Source organism: Streptomyces sp. 2114.4, assembly GCF_900187385.1.
In the GTDB taxonomy this organism is placed as follows: domain Bacteria; phylum Actinomycetota; class Actinomycetes; order Streptomycetales; family Streptomycetaceae; genus Streptomyces; species Streptomyces mooreae.
The window spans coordinates 3,518,687-3,535,038 of record NZ_FYEY01000001.1 but is presented as its reverse complement, the minus strand read 5'-3'; the positions used below and the strand labels follow the sequence as shown (position 1 = coordinate 3,535,038).

The window sequence follows — 16,352 nt, the reverse complement described above, 5'->3', positions numbered from 1 at the left end:
CCACGACAGCGGCCGCCGCCCGGAGCCCTCGGGGGGTTCCGGGCGGCGGCCGTCCGTCGTACGGCGCGCGGTCCGTCGTGCGAGGGACGGGTCCGGCGGGCGGTCAGCTCTTGGGCATACCGCTCGGCAGCTGCGGCATATCGGGGACCTTCACGCTGCCGTCGCTGGACTTGGTGTACTTCTCGGTGGGCCCGTTCTTCCAGTCGACGGTCAGGGTCTTGCCGTCGGCAGCGGGCTTGAGGGTGCCCATGGTGCGGGTGGTGTCCTTGTCGGTGCACTTGACCGCGGCCATGGTCATCCCGGCCATCTCCTGGACCTTGCCCAGGCAGGCGGCCTTGTGCCCGTTGCTGAAGGCGACGGTGCCCTTGCTGATCACCAGGATCAGCGGGCTGCTCTTCGTGCCGGCCTTCCAGGCACCCTCGACCGAGCCCGCGCCCCCGGACTTGTCGGCGCCTCCCGGAGTCGACGGCGCGGCCTGCGGCGTCTTGCTCGGCTTGCTGTCGCTGCCGTTGTCGCCGCTGCTTCCGCAACCGCTGAGCAGCATCGCGGCGATGGCTGCCGCCCCGGCGATCTGCGCTGCCTTGCGCACGTACGTCTCCTCCGTTGTGGGTCAGGGACCCGTGAGGCTAGCAGCGGTCCGCGACGGGTCCCGGACCGCGGCAACGCCGGTACGGACTTGGTGTGGGGCTGTGACGTAGGAGCGCACCGGGTGGGACGGGGGGTGGGCGGTGCATTTCCCGTATATCGGTACGCGCCGTGGTTCAGCGGCCGGCCGCGGAGCGGGGCGAGGGCGAGCGGCAGCTCCTCCGGGAGGGTGGCGGCGGCTCGGTCATTCCGCGGGCAGGATGCGGCCGGTGACCTCGCCCAGGCCGATCCGGGCGCCGTCGGGGCCGGGCGCCCAGGCGGTGAGGGTGACCTCGTCGCCGTCCTGGAGGTAGGGGCCCTTGCCCTGGGTGAGCTCCAGCAGGCAGCCGAGCTGGTCGGGGTCGGGCCCGGACACGGTGCCGGAGGCGAACAGGTCGCCGGTGCGCAGCGAGGCGCCGTTGACGGTCATATGGGCGAGTTGCTGGGCGGCCGTCCAGTACATGGTGGAGAACGGCGGCCGGGAGACGGTCTCGCCGTTGATGCGCACCTCGATGCGGATGTCGATGCCGCCCGGTTCCGCGTCCGCGTCGTCGAGGTAGGGCAGCAGCGGCACGTCCCGGGCGGGCGGCGGTGTCCGGGCCTCGTCGAGGGCGTCGAGCGGGGTGATCCAGGCGGAGACGGAGGTGGCGAAGGACTTGCCCAGGAAGGGGCCGAGCGGCACGTACTCCCAGGCCTGGATGTCGCGCGCGGACCAGTCGTTGAGCAGGCAGACGCCGAAGACGTGGTCGCGGAAGGCCTCCTGCGGGACGGGCTCGTGCAGCGTGGAGGGCGTACCCACGACGAAGCCGACCTCGGCCTCGATGTCGAGGCGGAGGGAGGGCCCGAAGGTGGGCGCCTCGTCCGCGGGGGCCTTGCGCTGGCCGTGCGGCCGGACGACCGGGGTGCCGCTGGCGACGACGGTGCCCGCCCGGCCGTGGTAACCGATCGGCAGGTGCTTCCAGTTGGGGGTCAGCGCCGCGGCGTCCGGGCGGAAGATCCGGCCGACATTGGTGGCGTGGTGCTCGCTGGCGTAGAAGTCGACGTAGTCGGCGACCTCGAAGGGGAGGTGCAGCGTGACCTCGGCGAGCGGATGGAACAGCGGTGCCACTTCGTCGCGGTGCGCCGGATCGGTCACGGCGCTGTGGACGGCCGCCCGGATCTGCTGCCAGACGGGGCGGCCGGCCGCCAGCAGGGGGTTGAGGGTCGGGGCCGCGAGCAGTTCGGCGTGCGGGTGGATGGCGGCGGGCAGGGCGCTCGGCAGCGCGCTCAGATCGAGGACCTGGTCGCCGTAGCGGACGCCGAGGCGCCGCTGACCGGGCGCGTCGGCGGTGCTGAACACACCGTAGGGCAGGTTGTGCGGGCCGAAGGGATCGCCTTCCGCCAGGTCGAACGGGCTCTGCTCGGGCATGGACAGCTCCTCGCGTTCGTCGTCACCGGTGGGCGGCCGGGCCGGCCGGGCCTGGTGGCCCGCGGGCCGGCGGTGCCGACGATCAGCGTACGGCCGGGCGGTGACCGGCGGGGCGGTCATGGGGCGCGAGGGTGTAGAGGCGTACGGGGTTTGGACTGCGGGCGCGCCGAGTGATGCGCCCCCAAGCATCGGTAATGTCCGGAAAAGCCTTGCTGTACCGTGCAATTCGGGCCTAGCTTCCTTTCCTGGCGCGGGCCGGGGAGGGACCGCGCCGTTGGGGGGACACGTGGCTCGCAGTGCCGCACGGCCCGCGGTCGACCGGAGCGCTCCGGGGCTGATCGTGAAGATCGGGGCTTACCCCCTGCGCCACGGAGGTGTGGGGGCGATCCGCAGCCTGGGGCGGCTCCGGGTGCCCATGTACGCCGTGACGGAGGACCGCTTCACCCCGGCGGCCCTCTCGCGCTACCTCCGTGGCCGCTTCGTCTGGCCGGCCACCGGGCGGGAGGAGCCGGGCCGGCTGGTGACGGGGCTGCTGCGGATCGGCCGGCGGATCGGCCGCCCGACGCTGCCGCTTCCCACCGATGAAGAGGCGGCCGTGCTGATAGCCGAGCACGCCGAAGCGCTCGCCGGGTCGTTCCTCTTCCCCGGGTCGCCCCCGGACTGCCGCGCCGGCCGGCCGGCAAACAGGGCCTGCACGAACTGTGCGTGGCCCATGGGGTGCCCTCGCCGGCCGCCGTCTTCCCCGTTTCGTACGCGGACATCGAGGCGCACGCCGGGCGCGCGCTTCCCGGTGGTGGCCAAGAACCGCGAGGCGTTCGTCCGGCGCAAACCGAGGCACCACTCAGGCAAGGGGAGGGACCGAAGTGAGCACTCCGGTAGCGGTCATCGGGGCCGGCCCGTACGGCGTGTCGACGGCCGCGCACCTACGGGCGCGCGGTCTGCCGGTGCGGGTCTTCGGGGCGCCGATGGCGAGCTGGCGCACGCAGATGCCCGCGGGCATGCTGCTCAAGTCGACGCCGGCGGCCTCCACCATCGACGTCCCGCAGCCCGGCCACACCCTCGGTGACTTCTGCGCAAAGACGGGGGAGGGGCCCTACCCCTCGGACTGGGACATCGTCCCCATCGAGGTGTTCCTCCGGTACGGGCAGTGGGTACAGCAGCGCACGGTCCCCGACCTGGAGCAGGTCAGGGTGGTCTCGGTCGACCGGCAAGGCGGCGGCTTCGAGCTGAAACTGGACAGCGGGGAGCAGGTCGCCGCGCGGGCCGTGGTCGTGGCCACCGGCCTGAGCGGGCTGGCGCAGCTGCCGCCGGAGCTGGCCGCCGCGATCCCGGACGGGCCGTCCGCCACGGGGCCGGTCTCGCACAGTTCGCAGCACCACGACCTGTCCGCGCTGGCCGGCCGCGAGGTGGTGGTGATCGGCGCCGGGCAGTCGGCGCTGGAGAGCGCGGTGCTGCTCGCCGAGGCGGGCGCGGCGTCCGTACGGGTCGTGGCGCGCCGCCAGGGCGCGGTGGGCTTTGGTGCGCCGCCGGACCGCCGACCCCGCCTGCGGCCGCCGTCGCCGTTCGGCAACGCATGGTCGCTGCATGCGCTGACGTATTACGCCGGCGGCTTCCGCCGGCTGCCGGTGCCCGCCCGGCGGTATCTGGTGCGGCGGGTGCTCGGCCCGCTGGGGGCGTGGTGGCTGCGGGACCGTTTCGCCGGCCGGGTGCAGGTGACGCAGGGGCGGCGGATCGTACGGGCCACGGTCCGGGACGGCCGTCCCGTGCTGGCGCTGCGCGGGGCCGACGGGCAGGGCGGGGAGCTCGCCGCCGACCATGTGCTGGCCGCGACGGGCTACCGGATGGACCTGGCGGCACTGGATTTCCTGGGCCAGGGGCTGCGCGCCGGGATCGTGACGCGGGCCGGCGGGCCGCTGCTGGATGCCGGCCTCTGCTCGTCCGTACCGGGGCTGTACTTCACGGGGTTGCCGGCGGCCGCCTCGTTCGGGCCGGTGATGCGCTTCGTGTGCGGCACGGAGTTCGCCTCGCCGCGGCTGGCACGGGCGGTGGCGCGGGCCTGGGGGTGAGCGGGTCTGCGCGTCTGCGGGGGAGCGGGCCTGGGGGTGAGCAGGCTTACGGGAGGCGGGCTTACGGGAGGCGGGCTTACGGGTGAGGTGAGCCGGTACGGCTGCTTGCGGTGGGGCCCGCGGTTCCTCTCCCATGGGGGAAGTCACCCTGCGCTGTGGTGCTTTCACCCGGGGGCTGCGGCGTGGGTGGCGGCGAACGGAGCCGCCGTGCCCGGGGCGGGGCCGTGCCCGGGGCGGGGCCGTGCCCGGAGCCGGGCGAGAGGTCTTGCCGGACAAGAAGCAGGCCGGAAATACTCCTCTCGTTGCCGGACCCCATGCTCCCGCGTCACACTCGCGTCAACAGGTGATCCAGAACCTGTCGGCCGGGCCGCTGTGCTTCCCGGGCGGTTCGGGGGGCGGGCGCTCACGGTGATCGAACTGCGACCGGATACGCTGGCCAATGGTGGAGACAGCGACAGATCGACATTCAGTTTGATCGTCAGCAGACAGGAGTACCCCTCGTGACCGTCGTCGGGCCCTTCGGGCTGAGCGTGCGGGACCAGGCTCTTGAGGCCGATGTCCAGGCCGGGTTGGCGGCTGTCGAGGAGGGCCTGCTGGAGGCCACCAAGAGCGACGTGCCGTTCATCACCGAATCCGCGCAGCACCTCGTGCGCGCGGGCGGTAAGCGGTTCCGGCCGCTGCTGGTGACGCTCGCCGCCCAATTCGGTGACCCCTACAGCCCGGGCGTGGTGCCCTCCGCGGTCGTCGTGGAGCTGACGCATCTCGCGACGCTGTATCACGACGACGTGATGGACGAGGCCGAGGTGCGCCGTGGCGTGGCCAGCGCCAACGCCCGCTGGGGCAACTCCGTCGCGGTGCTGACCGGCGACTTTCTGTTCGCCCGCGCCTCGCACATCCTCGCCGACCTCGGCCCGGAGGCGGTCCGGATCCAGGCCGAGGCGTTCGAACGCCTGGTGACCGGCCAGATTCTGGAGACCGCGGGCCCGCGCGACGGCCGCGACCCCATCAGCCACTACCTGGACGTCCTCGCCGGCAAGACCGGCTCGCTGGTCGCCGTCGCGTGCCGGTTCGGCGCGATGATGTCGGGCGCCGATGAGTCGACGGTCAACATCCTCACCCAGTACGGTGAGCGGCTGGGCACCGCCTTCCAGCTGGCCGACGACGTGCTGGACATCGCCAGCGATTCGCACGAATCGGGCAAGACGCCCGGCACGGACCTGCGGGAGGGCATCCCGACGCTGCCCGTGCTGCATCTGCGGGCACGCGCCGAGAGCGAAGCCGGTACGCCCGAGGACCGCGCCCTCGCCGAGCTGCTGTCCGGGGATCTCACGGACGACGCCCGGCATGCCGAGGCGCTGGCCGGCCTGCGCGCCCACCCGGCGCTCGAAGAGGCCCGCCGCGACACCGTGCGCTATGCGCAGGAGGCCCGCGCGATGCTGGCGCCGCTGCCGTCCTGCACGGCCAAGTCGGCCCTGGAAGGGCTCTGCGACGCGGTGGTCCACCGGGCGGGCTGAGGCCTTTTCTGCGGTGCTGTCCCGCCGCGTCCCTGAGAGTCTGCTTCCGCATCCCCTAGGGAACGGTCCGACTCCTGTGGTACGGACTCCGACCTGGGGTGACCATGCGTCATACCTCAGCAGTAGGACGAGTTGCTCCCGCTGGTTGACGTTATCCGTCCCGCGATTTGGTGAGATGGAAAGCACCAGAGCGCGGCGGACGGTCACAATGAGCCCCAGGGGTGACGGGGGGACGGCGCAGCAACCGCCGCATACGACGGAGGTAGAGCAGATGCCACGGAACGAACCGACACAGGTCACGGACGGATGGGACGGGGGGCGCTCCCTGAAGCGCCGTAAGGCGGTGCGGTATGGCGTACCGGTAGCCGTGGCGGGAGTGGCGGCGGCCACGATCGGGCTGGTTCCGGCGTTCGCCGGTTCTCCGGACCTGCCGAAGATCTCCGCGCAGGATCTGATAGCCAAGGTCGCCAAGTCGGACGTCCAGCAGCTCTCCGGGACGGTCCGGGTCTCCACGGACCTCGGCCTGCCGTCGCTGCCGGGTGCCGACGGCGTGGCGGGCGGCTTCGGCGGCGGCCAGGCCGGTGCCGGCGGGAAGGGCGGCGACGGCGCCTCCGCCGCGCCCCAGAACAAGCTGATGGAGCTGGCGTCCGGTGCGCACACGCTGCGCGTCGCGGCCGACGGCCCCGAGAAGCAGCGGGTGTCGATCATCGACAAGGCCGCGGAGTACAGCCTGGTCCACAACGGCAACGAGGTCTGGGCCTACGACAGCGGCAGCAACACCGCGATGCACAGCACCGCACCCGACGACGGCCGGCACGGCAAGCAGCACCGGGCGCCCGAGGGCCTGCCCAAGGGTCTGAAGAGCGCCACCCCGCAGGACCTCGCGAAGCAGGCACTGAAGGCGGCCGGCGACACGACCTCGGTCACCGTCGACGGCACCGCCACGGTTGCCGGGCGGGACGCCTACCAGCTGCTGATCAAGCCCAAGCAGGCCGCCTCGACGGTCGGCTCGATCCGGGTCGCGGTGGACGCCGCCAACGGTGTGCCGCTGAAGTTCACCCTGACCCCCAAGAGCGGTGGCGCGGCCGCCATCGACGTCGGTTACACGAACGTCGACTTCGCCAAGCCCGCCGCGAGCACGTTCTCCTTCACCCCGCCCAAGGGCGCCAAGGTCGTCGACGGCGGCAAGGAAGCGGCGAAGGCCCAGCGCGAGCACGGCAAGAACCTCCCGTCCCACCAGGACGCGAAGGACTTCAAGAAGAACAAGGGCGGGCTGAAGGTCATCGGCAAGGGCTGGACGTCCATCGCCACGATCAAGGGCGCCGGCGCCGGCCTGCCCTCCGGCAAGGAGCAGGGCGCCGGTGGTGACGCCGCCAAGTTCCTGGACAGCATCGGCGAGAAGGTGCACGGCTCCTTCGGCTCCGGCCGGGTCTTCAGCACCCGCCTGGTCAACGCCCTGGTCACGGACCACGGCACGGTCTACGCCGGCGCCGTCGACAAGCAGGCCCTGATCGACGCGGCCAACGCCGCCAAGTAACGGGCCGGCGCGCGGAAGCGCAGAAGCGCCCACGTAAGGACAGGGCGCGGAAGCGCAGCGCGCAGAGCGTGGAATTGCGGAAGCGCGAAAGCGCAGACGCGTGGAAGCGCAGACCCGTAAGAAGTGCGGGAGCGCCGTGCCACCCCTCGGCGGGTGGCGCGGTGCGGCTCGTGGGCCATATCCGTACGTCGTTGGGGGAGCCGATGCCACAGTCCACCGCCTCGGCGCCCGACGGTGCCCGGTCACCCGATGGCACCCGCCCGGCCGGCGACGGGCCCGCCTGCCGGGCGGCCGGGGAGCCGGCGATCGAGACACGCGGGCTGACCAAGGCCTACCGTGGCGGCCAGCTCGCTGTCGACGGCCTTGACCTGGCCGTACCGCGCGGCAGTGTCTTCGGCTTCCTCGGGCCCAACGGCTCCGGCAAGACCACCACCATCCGCATGCTGATGGGCCTGATCGAAGCGAGCGCCGGCAGCGCGCGGGTGCTGGGGCAGCCGATGCCCGCCGCGGTCCGCCGGGTGCTCCCCAAGGTCGGCGCGCTCATCGAGGGCCCGGCGCACTACGGCTTCCTCAGCGGGCGCGACAATCTCCGCCGGTTCGACGCCGCCGACCCGCTCGCCGATCCCCGTACCCGTGCCGAACGGGTCGGGCACGCACTGGAGCGGGTGGGCCTGGCCGCCGCGGCCGGCAAGAAGGCGCGCGCCTACTCCCTCGGTATGAAGCAGCGCCTCGGCCTGGCCGCGGCCCTGCTCCAGCCCCGTGAGCTGCTGGTCCTCGACGAACCGACCAACGGCCTGGACCCCCAGGGCATGCGGGAGATCCGCGCGCTGATCCGTGAACTCGCGGCGGACGGCACCACCGTCTTCCTCTCCTCCCATCTCCTCGACGAGATCGAGCAGGTCTGCACCCACGCCGCGGTGATGGCCCGCGGCCGGCTGATCACCCAGGGCACGGTCGCCGACCTCTCCGCCACGGTCCTCGACTCGCCCGGCCCCGGCCCCGGCCCCGGCCCCGGCCACGGCCGGCTGACGGTGACCACCCCCGACCCGGCCGATGCGGTCCGGGTCCTGAAGGAGCACGGTCTGACCGGCCTGGAGGTCACCGGTGACCGGGTGACCGGCGAACTCCCGGACCCGCCCGCGCCCTTCGGCACACCGGACGACGGGGCGCCCCCGGACCTGGCGGACCTCAACGCCGCGCTGGTGCTCGCCGGGGTACGGGTCCGTGGCTTCGGCAGGGAGCGGGCGTCGCTGGAGGACGTCTTCGTTCAGCTGACCGGGGAGGGCTTCGATGTCGCGGGCTGAGGCGGCGGTGCGCACGCCCCGGCTGCTCTGGTCACTGGGGCTGCTGCGCAGCGAGATCGCTACGACGTTCCGGCGCTGGCGTACCCTCGCGCTGCTGGCGGTGCTCGCGGGTGTACCGGTCCTGGTCGGTATCGCCGTCCGGATCGAGACCGGAGACGGCGGCGGTGGCGGCGGGCCGGGCGGTGGCGGCCCGGCGTTCCTCTCGCAGGTCACCCACAACGGCCTCTTCCTGGTCTTCACCTCGCTCGCGGTGACGCTGCCGTTCTTCCTGCCGATGTCCATCGGGGTGATAGCGGGCGACTCCCTCGCCGGTGAGGCCCACGGCGGGACGCTGCGCTATCTCCTGGTGGCGCCCGCGGGGCGCACCCGCCTGCTGCTGGTCAAATACGCCACGATCCTGACGTTCTGCCTGGTGGGCACCCTGGTCGTGGCGCTCTCGGCCCTGGCGACCGGCGCCCTGCTCTTCCCCCTGGGCGAGGTCACCCTGCTCTCGGGGACGTCCGTATCCTTCGGCGAGGGGCTGCTGCGGGCGCTGGCCATCGCGGTCGCGGTGGCGCTGTCCCTCATCGGTGTGGCCGCCATCGGCCTGTTCATCTCCGCACTCACCACCAGCGGTATCGCCGCCATGGCGACCACGGTCGGCCTGCTGATCACCGTGCAGATCCTGGACACCCTCCCGCAGCTGCACGCCATCCAGCCCTTTCTCTTCCCGCACTACTGGCTGTCGTTCGCGGACCTGCTCCGCGACCCCGTCTACTGGGACCAGTTGCAGAAGAACCTCGGCCTGCAGGCGCTGTACGCGCTGGTGTTCGGCTCGGCCGCCTGGGCGCGCTTCACCACCCGGGACATCACCGGGTGAGGCCGTCGGACCGTGGTGGCGCGGCCGGCGCTCCGGCGTGCCGCGCCGCCGCCGCTTCCGCGGCCCGGCCCGCTTCCGCCGCCTGCACCCCGGCCCCGTCCGCGGCCCCGGCCGCAGTCCCGCCCCCGGCCACCGCCCCCGCACGGGCCGCCGCCTCGGCCAGTGCCGTCCGCGCCCGCCGTGCGGTCCGCAGCGCGTCCCAGGTCAGTACCGTCAGGGCCGCCCACACCAGCGCGAACCCGGTCCAGCGCTCCGACGGCATCCGCTCGTGGAAAACGGTGAGCCCCAGCAGGAACTGAAAGGTCGGCGCCAGATACTGCATCGTCCCGATCGTCGTCAGCGGCAGCCGCACGGCCGAGGCGCCGAAGCAGATCAGCGGCACCGCCGTCGCGATACCGCAGCCCGCGAGCAGCAGGGCCTGGCCCACCCCGCCGGTGGTGAAGCGGGACTCGCCGTGCAGGGCGAGGAAGACCAGGATCCCCAGTGCGGGCAGCAGCTGGAGGGCGGTCTCGGCGCTGAAGCCCTCGATCCCGTCGAGCTTGATGCCCTTCTTGACCAGCCCGTACGTCGCGAACGAGAAGGCCAGCCCGAGTGCGATCCAGGGCACCTTGCCGTAGGCGACGGTCATCACGACGACGGCGAGGAGACCGACGCCCACCGCGGTCCACTGCAGCGGCCGCAGCCGCTCGCGCAGCACCAGTACGCCGAAGGCGATGCTGACCAGCGGGTTGATGAAATAGCCGAGCGAGGCCTCCAGGACGTGCCCGGCATTGACCGACCAGATGTACAGGAACCAGTTCGCCGAGATGACCAGGGAGCAGACCAGGACCAGCCCGAGCCTCCTGGGCTGCCGCAACAACGGGCCGATCCACGACCAGCGGCGCAGTACGGCCAGGATGACGACGGCGACGGGCAGCGACCCCACCATGCGATGGGCCAGGATCTCGAACGGCGAGGCGGCGTCCAGCAGATGCCAGTAGAGCGGCAGCAGGCCCCACATGGTGTAGGCGCCGAAACCGTAGGCAAGTCCGACACGCTGGTCGTTCCGAGGCTGCAAGGGGACCTCCGCAGGCTGCTTCACCGCCTCGAAAGTAGCGCCGCCCTGCCCGGCTGTCCTACGTGTCTTGCCATACGGTCATGACGGGCCGGCGGCCCGCGAGTGCCGGCCCGGCCCACGCGTGGCCGGGCCCGGGGAACGCGAACGGCTGCCTGTGACGCGCCACCGTGGCACGCAGAACGGGTGCCCGTACGGGACGCCGTAAGACGTTCCCGTACGGGCACCCGCGGGCGGCCCGTCAGGGCGGCCGGCAGCCGACGACCGCCAGCCGACAACCGTCAGCCGACGACCGTCCAGGTGTCGTTGCCGGTCAGCAGAGTGGCCAGGTCGCCCTTGCCCTTCTGCTCGATGGCCTCGTCGAGCTGATCGGACATCAGAGTGTCGTAGACCGGCCGGTTGACGTTGCGCAGGACCCCGATGGGGGTGTGGTGGAGCGTGTCGGGGTCGGCGAGCCGGGAGAGGGCGAACGCCGTGGTGGGCGACGGGTTGTGCGCGTCGTGCACCAGCACGCCGCCCGTGCCCTCCTCCCGTACGTCGATGACCCGAAGGTCGCCGGTGGCCGGGTCGCGGATCACGCCCTTGGAGCCGAAGCCGTCGGGGGCCAGGGCGCCGAAGCGGATCGGCTGCCCGTGCTCCAGGCGGATGACGGCCTCCTCGGCCTGCTCCTTGTCCTTGAGGACTTCGAAGGCGCCGTCGTTGAAGATGTTGCAGTTCTGGTAGATCTCCACCAGCGCCGTGCCGGGGTGGGCTGCGGCCTCGCGCAGCACCGAGGTGAGGTGCTTGCGGTCGGAGTCGACGGTGCGGGCGACGAAGGACGCCTCGGCGCCGAGCGCCAGCGAGACCGGGTTGAACGGTGCGTCCAGCGAGCCCATCGGGGTCGACTTGGTGATCTTGCCGACCTCGGAGGTGGGGCTGTACTGCCCCTTGGTCAGACCGTAGATCCGGTTGTTGAACAGCAGGATCTTGAGGTTGACGTTGCGCCGCAGGGCGTGGATGAGGTGGTTGCCGCCGATGGAGAGCGCGTCGCCGTCGCCGGTGACGACCCACACGGACAGGTCGCGCCGGGAGGAGGCCAGGCCGGTGGCGATGGCGGGGGCGCGGCCGTGGATGGAGTGCATCCCGTAGGTGTTCATGTAGTACGGGAAGCGGGAGGAGCAGCCGATGCCGGAGACGAAGACGATGTTCTCCTTGGCCAGGCCGAGCTCGGGCATGAAGCCCTGCACGGCGGCAAGGACGGCGTAGTCACCGCAGCCGGGGCACCAGCGCACTTCCTGGTCGGACTTGAAGTCCTTCATGGACTGCTTGGCATCGGCCTTGGGCACCAGGGAGAGCGCCTCGATCTGCGAGGACCCCTCCGCGATCGTCTCAGTCATTGATGGCCTCCTTAAAGACCTCCGCAAGCTGCTCGGCCTTGAACGGCATTCCGCTGACCTGGGTGTGCGACCGCGCGTCGACGAGGTACTTGGCGCGCAGCAGAGTGGCGAGCTGCCCGAGGTTCATCTCCGGCACGATCACGTTGTCGTAACGCGCCAGGACCTCGCCGAGATTCCCCGGGAAGGGGTTGAGGTGGCGCAGATGGGCCTGCGCGATGCGCTCGCCCGCGCGCCGCACGCGCCGTACCGCGGCGGTGATCGGTCCGTAGGTCGACCCCCAGCCCAGGACGAGGGTCCCGGCGCCCCGGCCGCCCTCGTCGGTGGGGTCGTCGACCTCGATGTCGGGGACGTCGACGCCGTCGACCTTCGCCTGGCGGGTGCGCACCATGAAGTCGTGGTTGGCCGGGTCGTAGGAGATGTTGCCCGTGCCGTCCTGCTTCTCGATGCCGCCGATACGGTGCTCCAGGCCCGGTGTGCCCGGCACCGCCCAGGGCCGGGCCAGCGTCTGTTCGTCCCGCTTGTACGGCCAGAACACCTCGGTGCCGTCCGCCTGCTGGTGATTGGGGCCCGAGGCGAACTGGACCCGCAGGTCCGGCAGTTCGTCGACGTCGGGGATCCGCCACGGCTCCGAGCCGTTGGCCAGGTAGCCGTCGGAGAGGAGGAAGACCGGCGTGCGGTAGGCCAGCGCGATCCGGGCCGCTTCCAGGGCGGCGTCGAAGCAGTCCGCGGGCGTCTTCGGCGCCACGATCGGCACCGGCGCCTCGCCGTTGCGCCCGTACATCGCCTGCAGCAGGTCGGCCTGCTCGGTCTTCGTCGGCAGGCCCGTCGACGGCCCGCCGCGCTGGATGTCCACGATCAGCAGCGGCAGTTCCAAGCTGACCGCCAGACCGATCGTCTCGGACTTCAGCGCCACACCGGGACCCGAGGTGGTCGTCACCGCCAGCGCACCGCCGAATGCGGCGCCCAGCGCCGCGCCGATCCCGGCGATCTCGTCCTCCGCCTGGAAGGTGCGCACACCGAAGTTCTTGTGCTTGGACAGCTCGTGCAGGATGTCGGAGGCCGGGGTGATCGGGTACGAGCCCAGATACAGCGGCAGGTCCGCCTGCCGGCCGGCCGCGATCAGCCCGTAGGACAGTGCGAGGTTCCCGGAGATGTTGCGGTAGGTGCCGGTCGGGAAGGCCGTGGTCGCCGGGGCGACCTCGTAGGAGACGGCGAAGTCCTCCGTCGTCTCACCGAAGTTCCAGCCCGCCCGGAACGCCGCGACATTCGCCTCCGCGATCTCCGGCTTCTTCGCGAACTTCGCCCGCAGGAACTTCTCGGTGCTCTCGGTCGGCCGGTGGTACATCCACGACAGCAGCCCCAGCGCGAACATGTTCTTGCTGCGCTCGGCCTCCTTGCGGGAGAGCCCGAACTCCTTGAGCGCCTCGATCGTCAGCGTGGTCAGCGGCACCGGGTGGACGCTGTAGGCCTCCAGCGACCCGTCCTCCAGCGGGCTGGTCGCGTATCCCACCTTCGCCATCGGGCGCTTGGTGAACTCGTCGGTGTTGACGATGATCTCCGCGCCCCGCGGCACATCCGCGAGGTTCGCCTTCAGCGCCGCGGGGTTCATCGCCACCAGCACATTCGGCGCGTCACCGGGCGTGAGGATGTCGTGGTCGGCGAAGTGCAGCTGGAAGCTGGAGACGCCCGGCAGGGTTCCGGCAGGGGCGCGGATCTCGGCGGGGAAATTCGGCAGCGTCGACAGGTCGTTTCCGAACGACGCGGTCTCGGAGGTGAACCGGTCACCGGTGAGCTGCATACCGTCACCGGAGTCACCGGCAAACCGGATGATCACCCGGTCGAGGCGTCGGACTTCTTTGCCTTCGCCGCCGTTACCGGAAGCGCGCTCTTCCCCGACAAGCGCTGCGTCGGTCTGCTCGGCTGTGCTACTGACCTGGCTGGTCACTGCTTCGGACCTCCCTCGAGGGGTGCGGCGTCCCCGCCGGAGGCAGGGCTCGGGACGTGTCATACCGACTGGTTGTCCCATAACCATCGTACGTGGGTAAGGGTGGCCTTCCCTGGGGCGCTCGCATGTTGGACGTCAACATGAGACACCGATCTGGTGTGTTTTGTCATGAAATCACCACCCCCGTGGCCCCCTCTTCATGACGCTCCGGACTCCTCCATTGGTTCTACGACCAAAGTCCCGGACCGTGGCGGAATCGCCTCGGAACGCCCAACTGACAGATTGTCAGACACTTAGGAATCGAGGTAGGTGAGTACCGCAAGCACCCTGCGGTGATCCCCGTCACTCGGCGCCAGCCCCAGCTTCAGGAAGATGTTGCTGACGTGCTTCTCGACCGCACCGTCGCTGACCACCAGCTGCCGGGCGACCGCGGAATTCGTCCGGCCCTCGGCCATCAAGCCCAGGACCTCCCGTTCCCGGGGTGTCAGATGGGCCAGGACGTCCTGTTTCCGGCTGCGGCCCAGCAGCTGCGCCACCACCTCCGGGTCCAGGGCGGTCCCGCCCCCGGCGACCCGGACCACCGCGTCGACGAACTCCCGCACCTCGGCCACCCGGTCCTTGAGCAGATAGCCGACGCCCCGGCTCGACCCGGCCAGCAGCTCCGTCGCGTACTGCTCCTCGACGTACTGCGAGAGCACCAGCACCCCGAGGCCCGGGTGGTCCCGGCGCAGCCGGATGGCGGCCCGGACCCCCTCATCGGTGTGCGTGGGCGGCATCCGTACGTCCGCCACGACCACGTCCGGCAGCGCCCCCTCGTCCGCCAGCTCCCCGATCGTCTTGATCAGCGCTTCGGCGTCCCCCACACCTGCCACGACCTCGTGCCCCCGGTCGGTGAGCAGCCGGGTCAGGCCCTCGCGGAGCAGCACCGAGTCCTCGGCGATGACCACCCGCACCTTGTCCTCCACGGCTCAGATTCCCCCATGTCTCCTCGCGTCCCGCCCCTGCCGGCCTCCAGCATTCCAGCATTCGGACGGCGGCGCGGCGGATGAGGGGGGATCGGGGACGGATGAAGGGGGGAGCGGGCGATACGGGGCTGTGCTACGGCAGCTCTGCCGTCACCCGCGCCACGGGAGCTCTGCGGTGACGCAGGTCGGGCCGCAGGCCGGGGAGTCCACCAGCAGCAGGCCGTCGACGGCCGCCAGCCGCTCGGTGAGGGCGGCCAGGCCCGTGCCCGGCCCGGTGTGCGCCCCACCGTGGCCATTGTCCGCGACCAGCATCATGAGCCGGTCCGCGGTGTGCCAGACGTCCAGCGTCGCGCAGGCGGCCCCGGAGTGCTGGGAGACGTTCCGCAGCAGCTCGGAGGCGGTGAAGTACGCGATGCCCTCGATCGCCGCGGCGGGCCGCCGGTCCAGATCCACGGTCACCGTCACCGGAACCGTGCACCGCGCGGACAGCGCCGACAGGGCCGGGCCGAGCCCCCGGTCGCTGAGGATCGCCGGGTGGATCCCGCGGGCCAGGTCCCGCAGCTCCTGGAGCGCGATCTTCACCTCGCCGTGCGCCTCGTCCACCATCCGCGCGGCGGCCGCCGGATCCTCGGCCAGCTTCTCCTTGGCCAGGCCCAGGTCCAGGGCGAGCGAGGCCAGCCGGGCCTGCGCCCCGTCGTGCAGATCACGCTCGATGCGCCGCAGGTCCGCCGCCGCGGTGTCCACCACCACCCCGCGGTCCGACTCCAGCTGCCAGGCGCGGGTGGCGAGGGAGGAGGGCCCCAGCAGGCCGTGGACCATGACCCGGTCCACCTGCGTCAGCCCGTGGATCACCCACGGTCCGGCCAGCACCAGCAGCAGCCCCACCCCGCCGGTGACCGCGATCTCGGCCGGGGTGTCGAGCCAGACGCCGTGCCCGTCGCCGTCGCCCCACAACTGGATGCCCGACCGGCCGAAGTAGGCGGGGAACGTCCACCGCCACAGCGGGTAGGTCAGCAGCGCCCAGCCGAGGGTCCAGAAGGTCACCGAGAAGATGAAGGAGAAGAGCGCCCACGGAAAGTGCAGCAGCGAGTAGAGAAGGTGCCGCCAGGACGCCCCGCTCTTCAGTACGGCCCCGACCCAGCCCATCAGGCTCGGCTTGGACGGCCGTACGGGTCCGGGGTCGGCGACGTCCAGCCCCAGCAGCGCGCGGGCCCGCCCCCGCTCCAGGCCGCCCAGCGCACGGGCGCCGGCCAGGCCGCCGGCCAGCAGCGGGATGCCGAGGAACGTGATCAGCAGACCGGCGCCCGTGGTGATCACCACCATCGCGTACGTGAACATCACGATGGACAGGGGGAGGCTGAGGAAGAGGTACAGGAACTCCCGCCAGGCGCGCCCGGAGAACGGGGCGCGCAGGCCCTCGGGCACCCGGGAGCCGTGGGGCTGCGGTGCGTATGCGGTTTCCATGTCGTCGTCCGTTCTGCCGGATGCGGCCCTTGCCCGGTCGGACCGGCCGGCGCCGCCCGAGGTGCGGGCCGTGCGGGTCTTTCCGCCATGACAAGGGTCCGCGGCCGGCGCCCCGCGCACCATGAGGCCGTTCGCAGTCTTCGCCGGGGGTTTTCCCCACCCCCGGACCGGAGGCCGCCGCCCTCCGCGGGCGGGCGGTGGCCGGTGCCCTCGGCCTCCGGTCAGCGCTCCGCCGG

At 71.9% G+C, this 16,352-nt stretch carries 12 protein-coding genes and 1 pseudogene; 6 read left to right on the top strand and 7 right to left on the bottom strand.

The annotated features are described in order from the left end of the window. Window positions 1-103: 103 nt before the first annotated feature. Together CFW40_RS15395 and fahA are read right to left on the bottom strand one after the other, a co-directional pair. Window positions 104-589, bottom strand: a complete 486-nt coding sequence (locus tag CFW40_RS15395; RefSeq protein ID WP_088798448.1) for a hypothetical protein — start codon at window positions 587-589, stop codon at window positions 104-106. A 240-nt stretch (window positions 590-829) separates the two neighbouring features. After that, window positions 830-2,032, bottom strand: a complete 1,203-nt coding sequence (gene fahA / locus CFW40_RS15390) for a fumarylacetoacetase (RefSeq protein ID WP_088802132.1) — start codon at window positions 2,030-2,032, stop codon at window positions 830-832. Between the two features lie 286 nt (window positions 2,033-2,318). Here fahA and CFW40_RS38065 point away from each other — a divergent pair. The 6 genes and pseudogenes from CFW40_RS38065 to CFW40_RS15360 form a co-directional block, all read left to right on the top strand. Next, a pseudogene (locus CFW40_RS38065) lies at window positions 2,319-2,861 on the top strand (ATP-grasp domain-containing protein); the annotation flags it as partial. Window positions 2,862-2,895: 34 nt separating this feature from the next. Then, the gene (locus CFW40_RS15380; protein WP_088798447.1) at window positions 2,896-4,098 is read left to right on the top strand and encodes an FAD-dependent oxidoreductase; all 1,203 of its coding nucleotides are present in this window, start codon (window positions 2,896-2,898) and stop codon (window positions 4,096-4,098) included. 500 nt (window positions 4,099-4,598) lie between these two features. After that, window positions 4,599-5,612, top strand: coding sequence for a polyprenyl synthetase family protein (locus CFW40_RS15375; RefSeq protein WP_088798446.1), 1,014 nt, complete (start codon window positions 4,599-4,601; stop codon window positions 5,610-5,612). 271 nt (window positions 5,613-5,883) lie between these two features. Further along, window positions 5,884-7,149, top strand: coding sequence for an outer membrane lipoprotein carrier protein LolA (locus CFW40_RS15370; RefSeq protein WP_088798445.1), 1,266 nt, complete (start codon window positions 5,884-5,886; stop codon window positions 7,147-7,149). Between the two features lie 203 nt (window positions 7,150-7,352). After that, complete coding sequence (locus CFW40_RS15365) at window positions 7,353-8,453, top strand: ABC transporter ATP-binding protein (RefSeq protein WP_088798444.1); 1,101 nt, start codon at window positions 7,353-7,355, stop codon at window positions 8,451-8,453. After that, complete coding sequence (locus CFW40_RS15360; RefSeq protein WP_088798443.1) at window positions 8,440-9,312, top strand: ABC transporter permease; 873 nt, start codon at window positions 8,440-8,442, stop codon at window positions 9,310-9,312. Before CFW40_RS15365 ends, CFW40_RS15360 begins: the two co-directional genes overlap by 14 nt. Here the strand turns inward: CFW40_RS15360 and rarD are convergent. The 5 genes from rarD to CFW40_RS15335 form a co-directional block, all read right to left on the bottom strand. Beyond that, window positions 9,302-10,369, bottom strand: coding sequence for an EamA family transporter RarD (rarD, locus tag CFW40_RS15355; RefSeq protein ID WP_088798442.1), 1,068 nt, complete (start codon window positions 10,367-10,369; stop codon window positions 9,302-9,304). The two genes, CFW40_RS15360 and rarD, sit on opposite strands and share 11 nt — an antisense overlap. Window positions 10,370-10,647: 278 nt before the next feature. Then, window positions 10,648-11,742 (bottom strand): 2-oxoacid:ferredoxin oxidoreductase subunit beta, encoded by a 1,095-nt coding sequence (locus CFW40_RS15350; RefSeq protein WP_088798441.1) that lies wholly within the window; start codon window positions 11,740-11,742, stop codon window positions 10,648-10,650. Then, on the bottom strand, window positions 11,735-13,687 hold the full coding sequence (locus CFW40_RS15345; protein WP_088798440.1) for a 2-oxoacid:acceptor oxidoreductase subunit alpha: 1,953 nt from the start codon (window positions 13,685-13,687) through the stop codon (window positions 11,735-11,737). The genes CFW40_RS15350 and CFW40_RS15345 overlap by 8 nt, the downstream gene beginning before the upstream one ends. A 293-nt stretch (window positions 13,688-13,980) precedes the next feature. Then, window positions 13,981-14,640: a response regulator transcription factor gene (locus CFW40_RS15340; RefSeq protein ID WP_176956683.1), complete on the bottom strand. Its 660-nt coding sequence runs from the start codon at window positions 14,638-14,640 to the stop codon at window positions 13,981-13,983. A gap of 162 nt (window positions 14,641-14,802) precedes the next feature. Beyond that, window positions 14,803-16,116, bottom strand: coding sequence for a sensor histidine kinase (locus tag CFW40_RS15335; RefSeq protein ID WP_088798438.1), 1,314 nt, complete (start codon window positions 16,114-16,116; stop codon window positions 14,803-14,805). Window positions 16,117-16,352: the final 236 nt, after the last annotated feature.

Bases quoted from the DNA above. Each gene is read 5' to 3' on its own strand.
- fahA (WP_088802132.1), bottom strand. From the start codon at position 2,032: ATGCCCGAGCAGAGCCCGTTCGACCTGGCGGAAGGCGATCCCTTCGGC.
- CFW40_RS15370 (WP_088798445.1), top strand. From the start codon at position 5,884: ATGCCACGGAACGAACCGACACAGGTCACGGACGGATGGGACGGGGGG.
- CFW40_RS15365 (WP_088798444.1), top strand. From the start codon at position 7,353: ATGCCACAGTCCACCGCCTCGGCGCCCGACGGTGCCCGGTCACCCGAT.
- CFW40_RS15360 (WP_088798443.1), top strand. From the start codon at position 8,440: ATGTCGCGGGCTGAGGCGGCGGTGCGCACGCCCCGGCTGCTCTGGTCA.
- CFW40_RS15350 (WP_088798441.1), bottom strand. From the start codon at position 11,742: ATGACTGAGACGATCGCGGAGGGGTCCTCGCAGATCGAGGCGCTCTCC.
- CFW40_RS15335 (WP_088798438.1), bottom strand. From the start codon at position 16,116: ATGGAAACCGCATACGCACCGCAGCCCCACGGCTCCCGGGTGCCCGAG.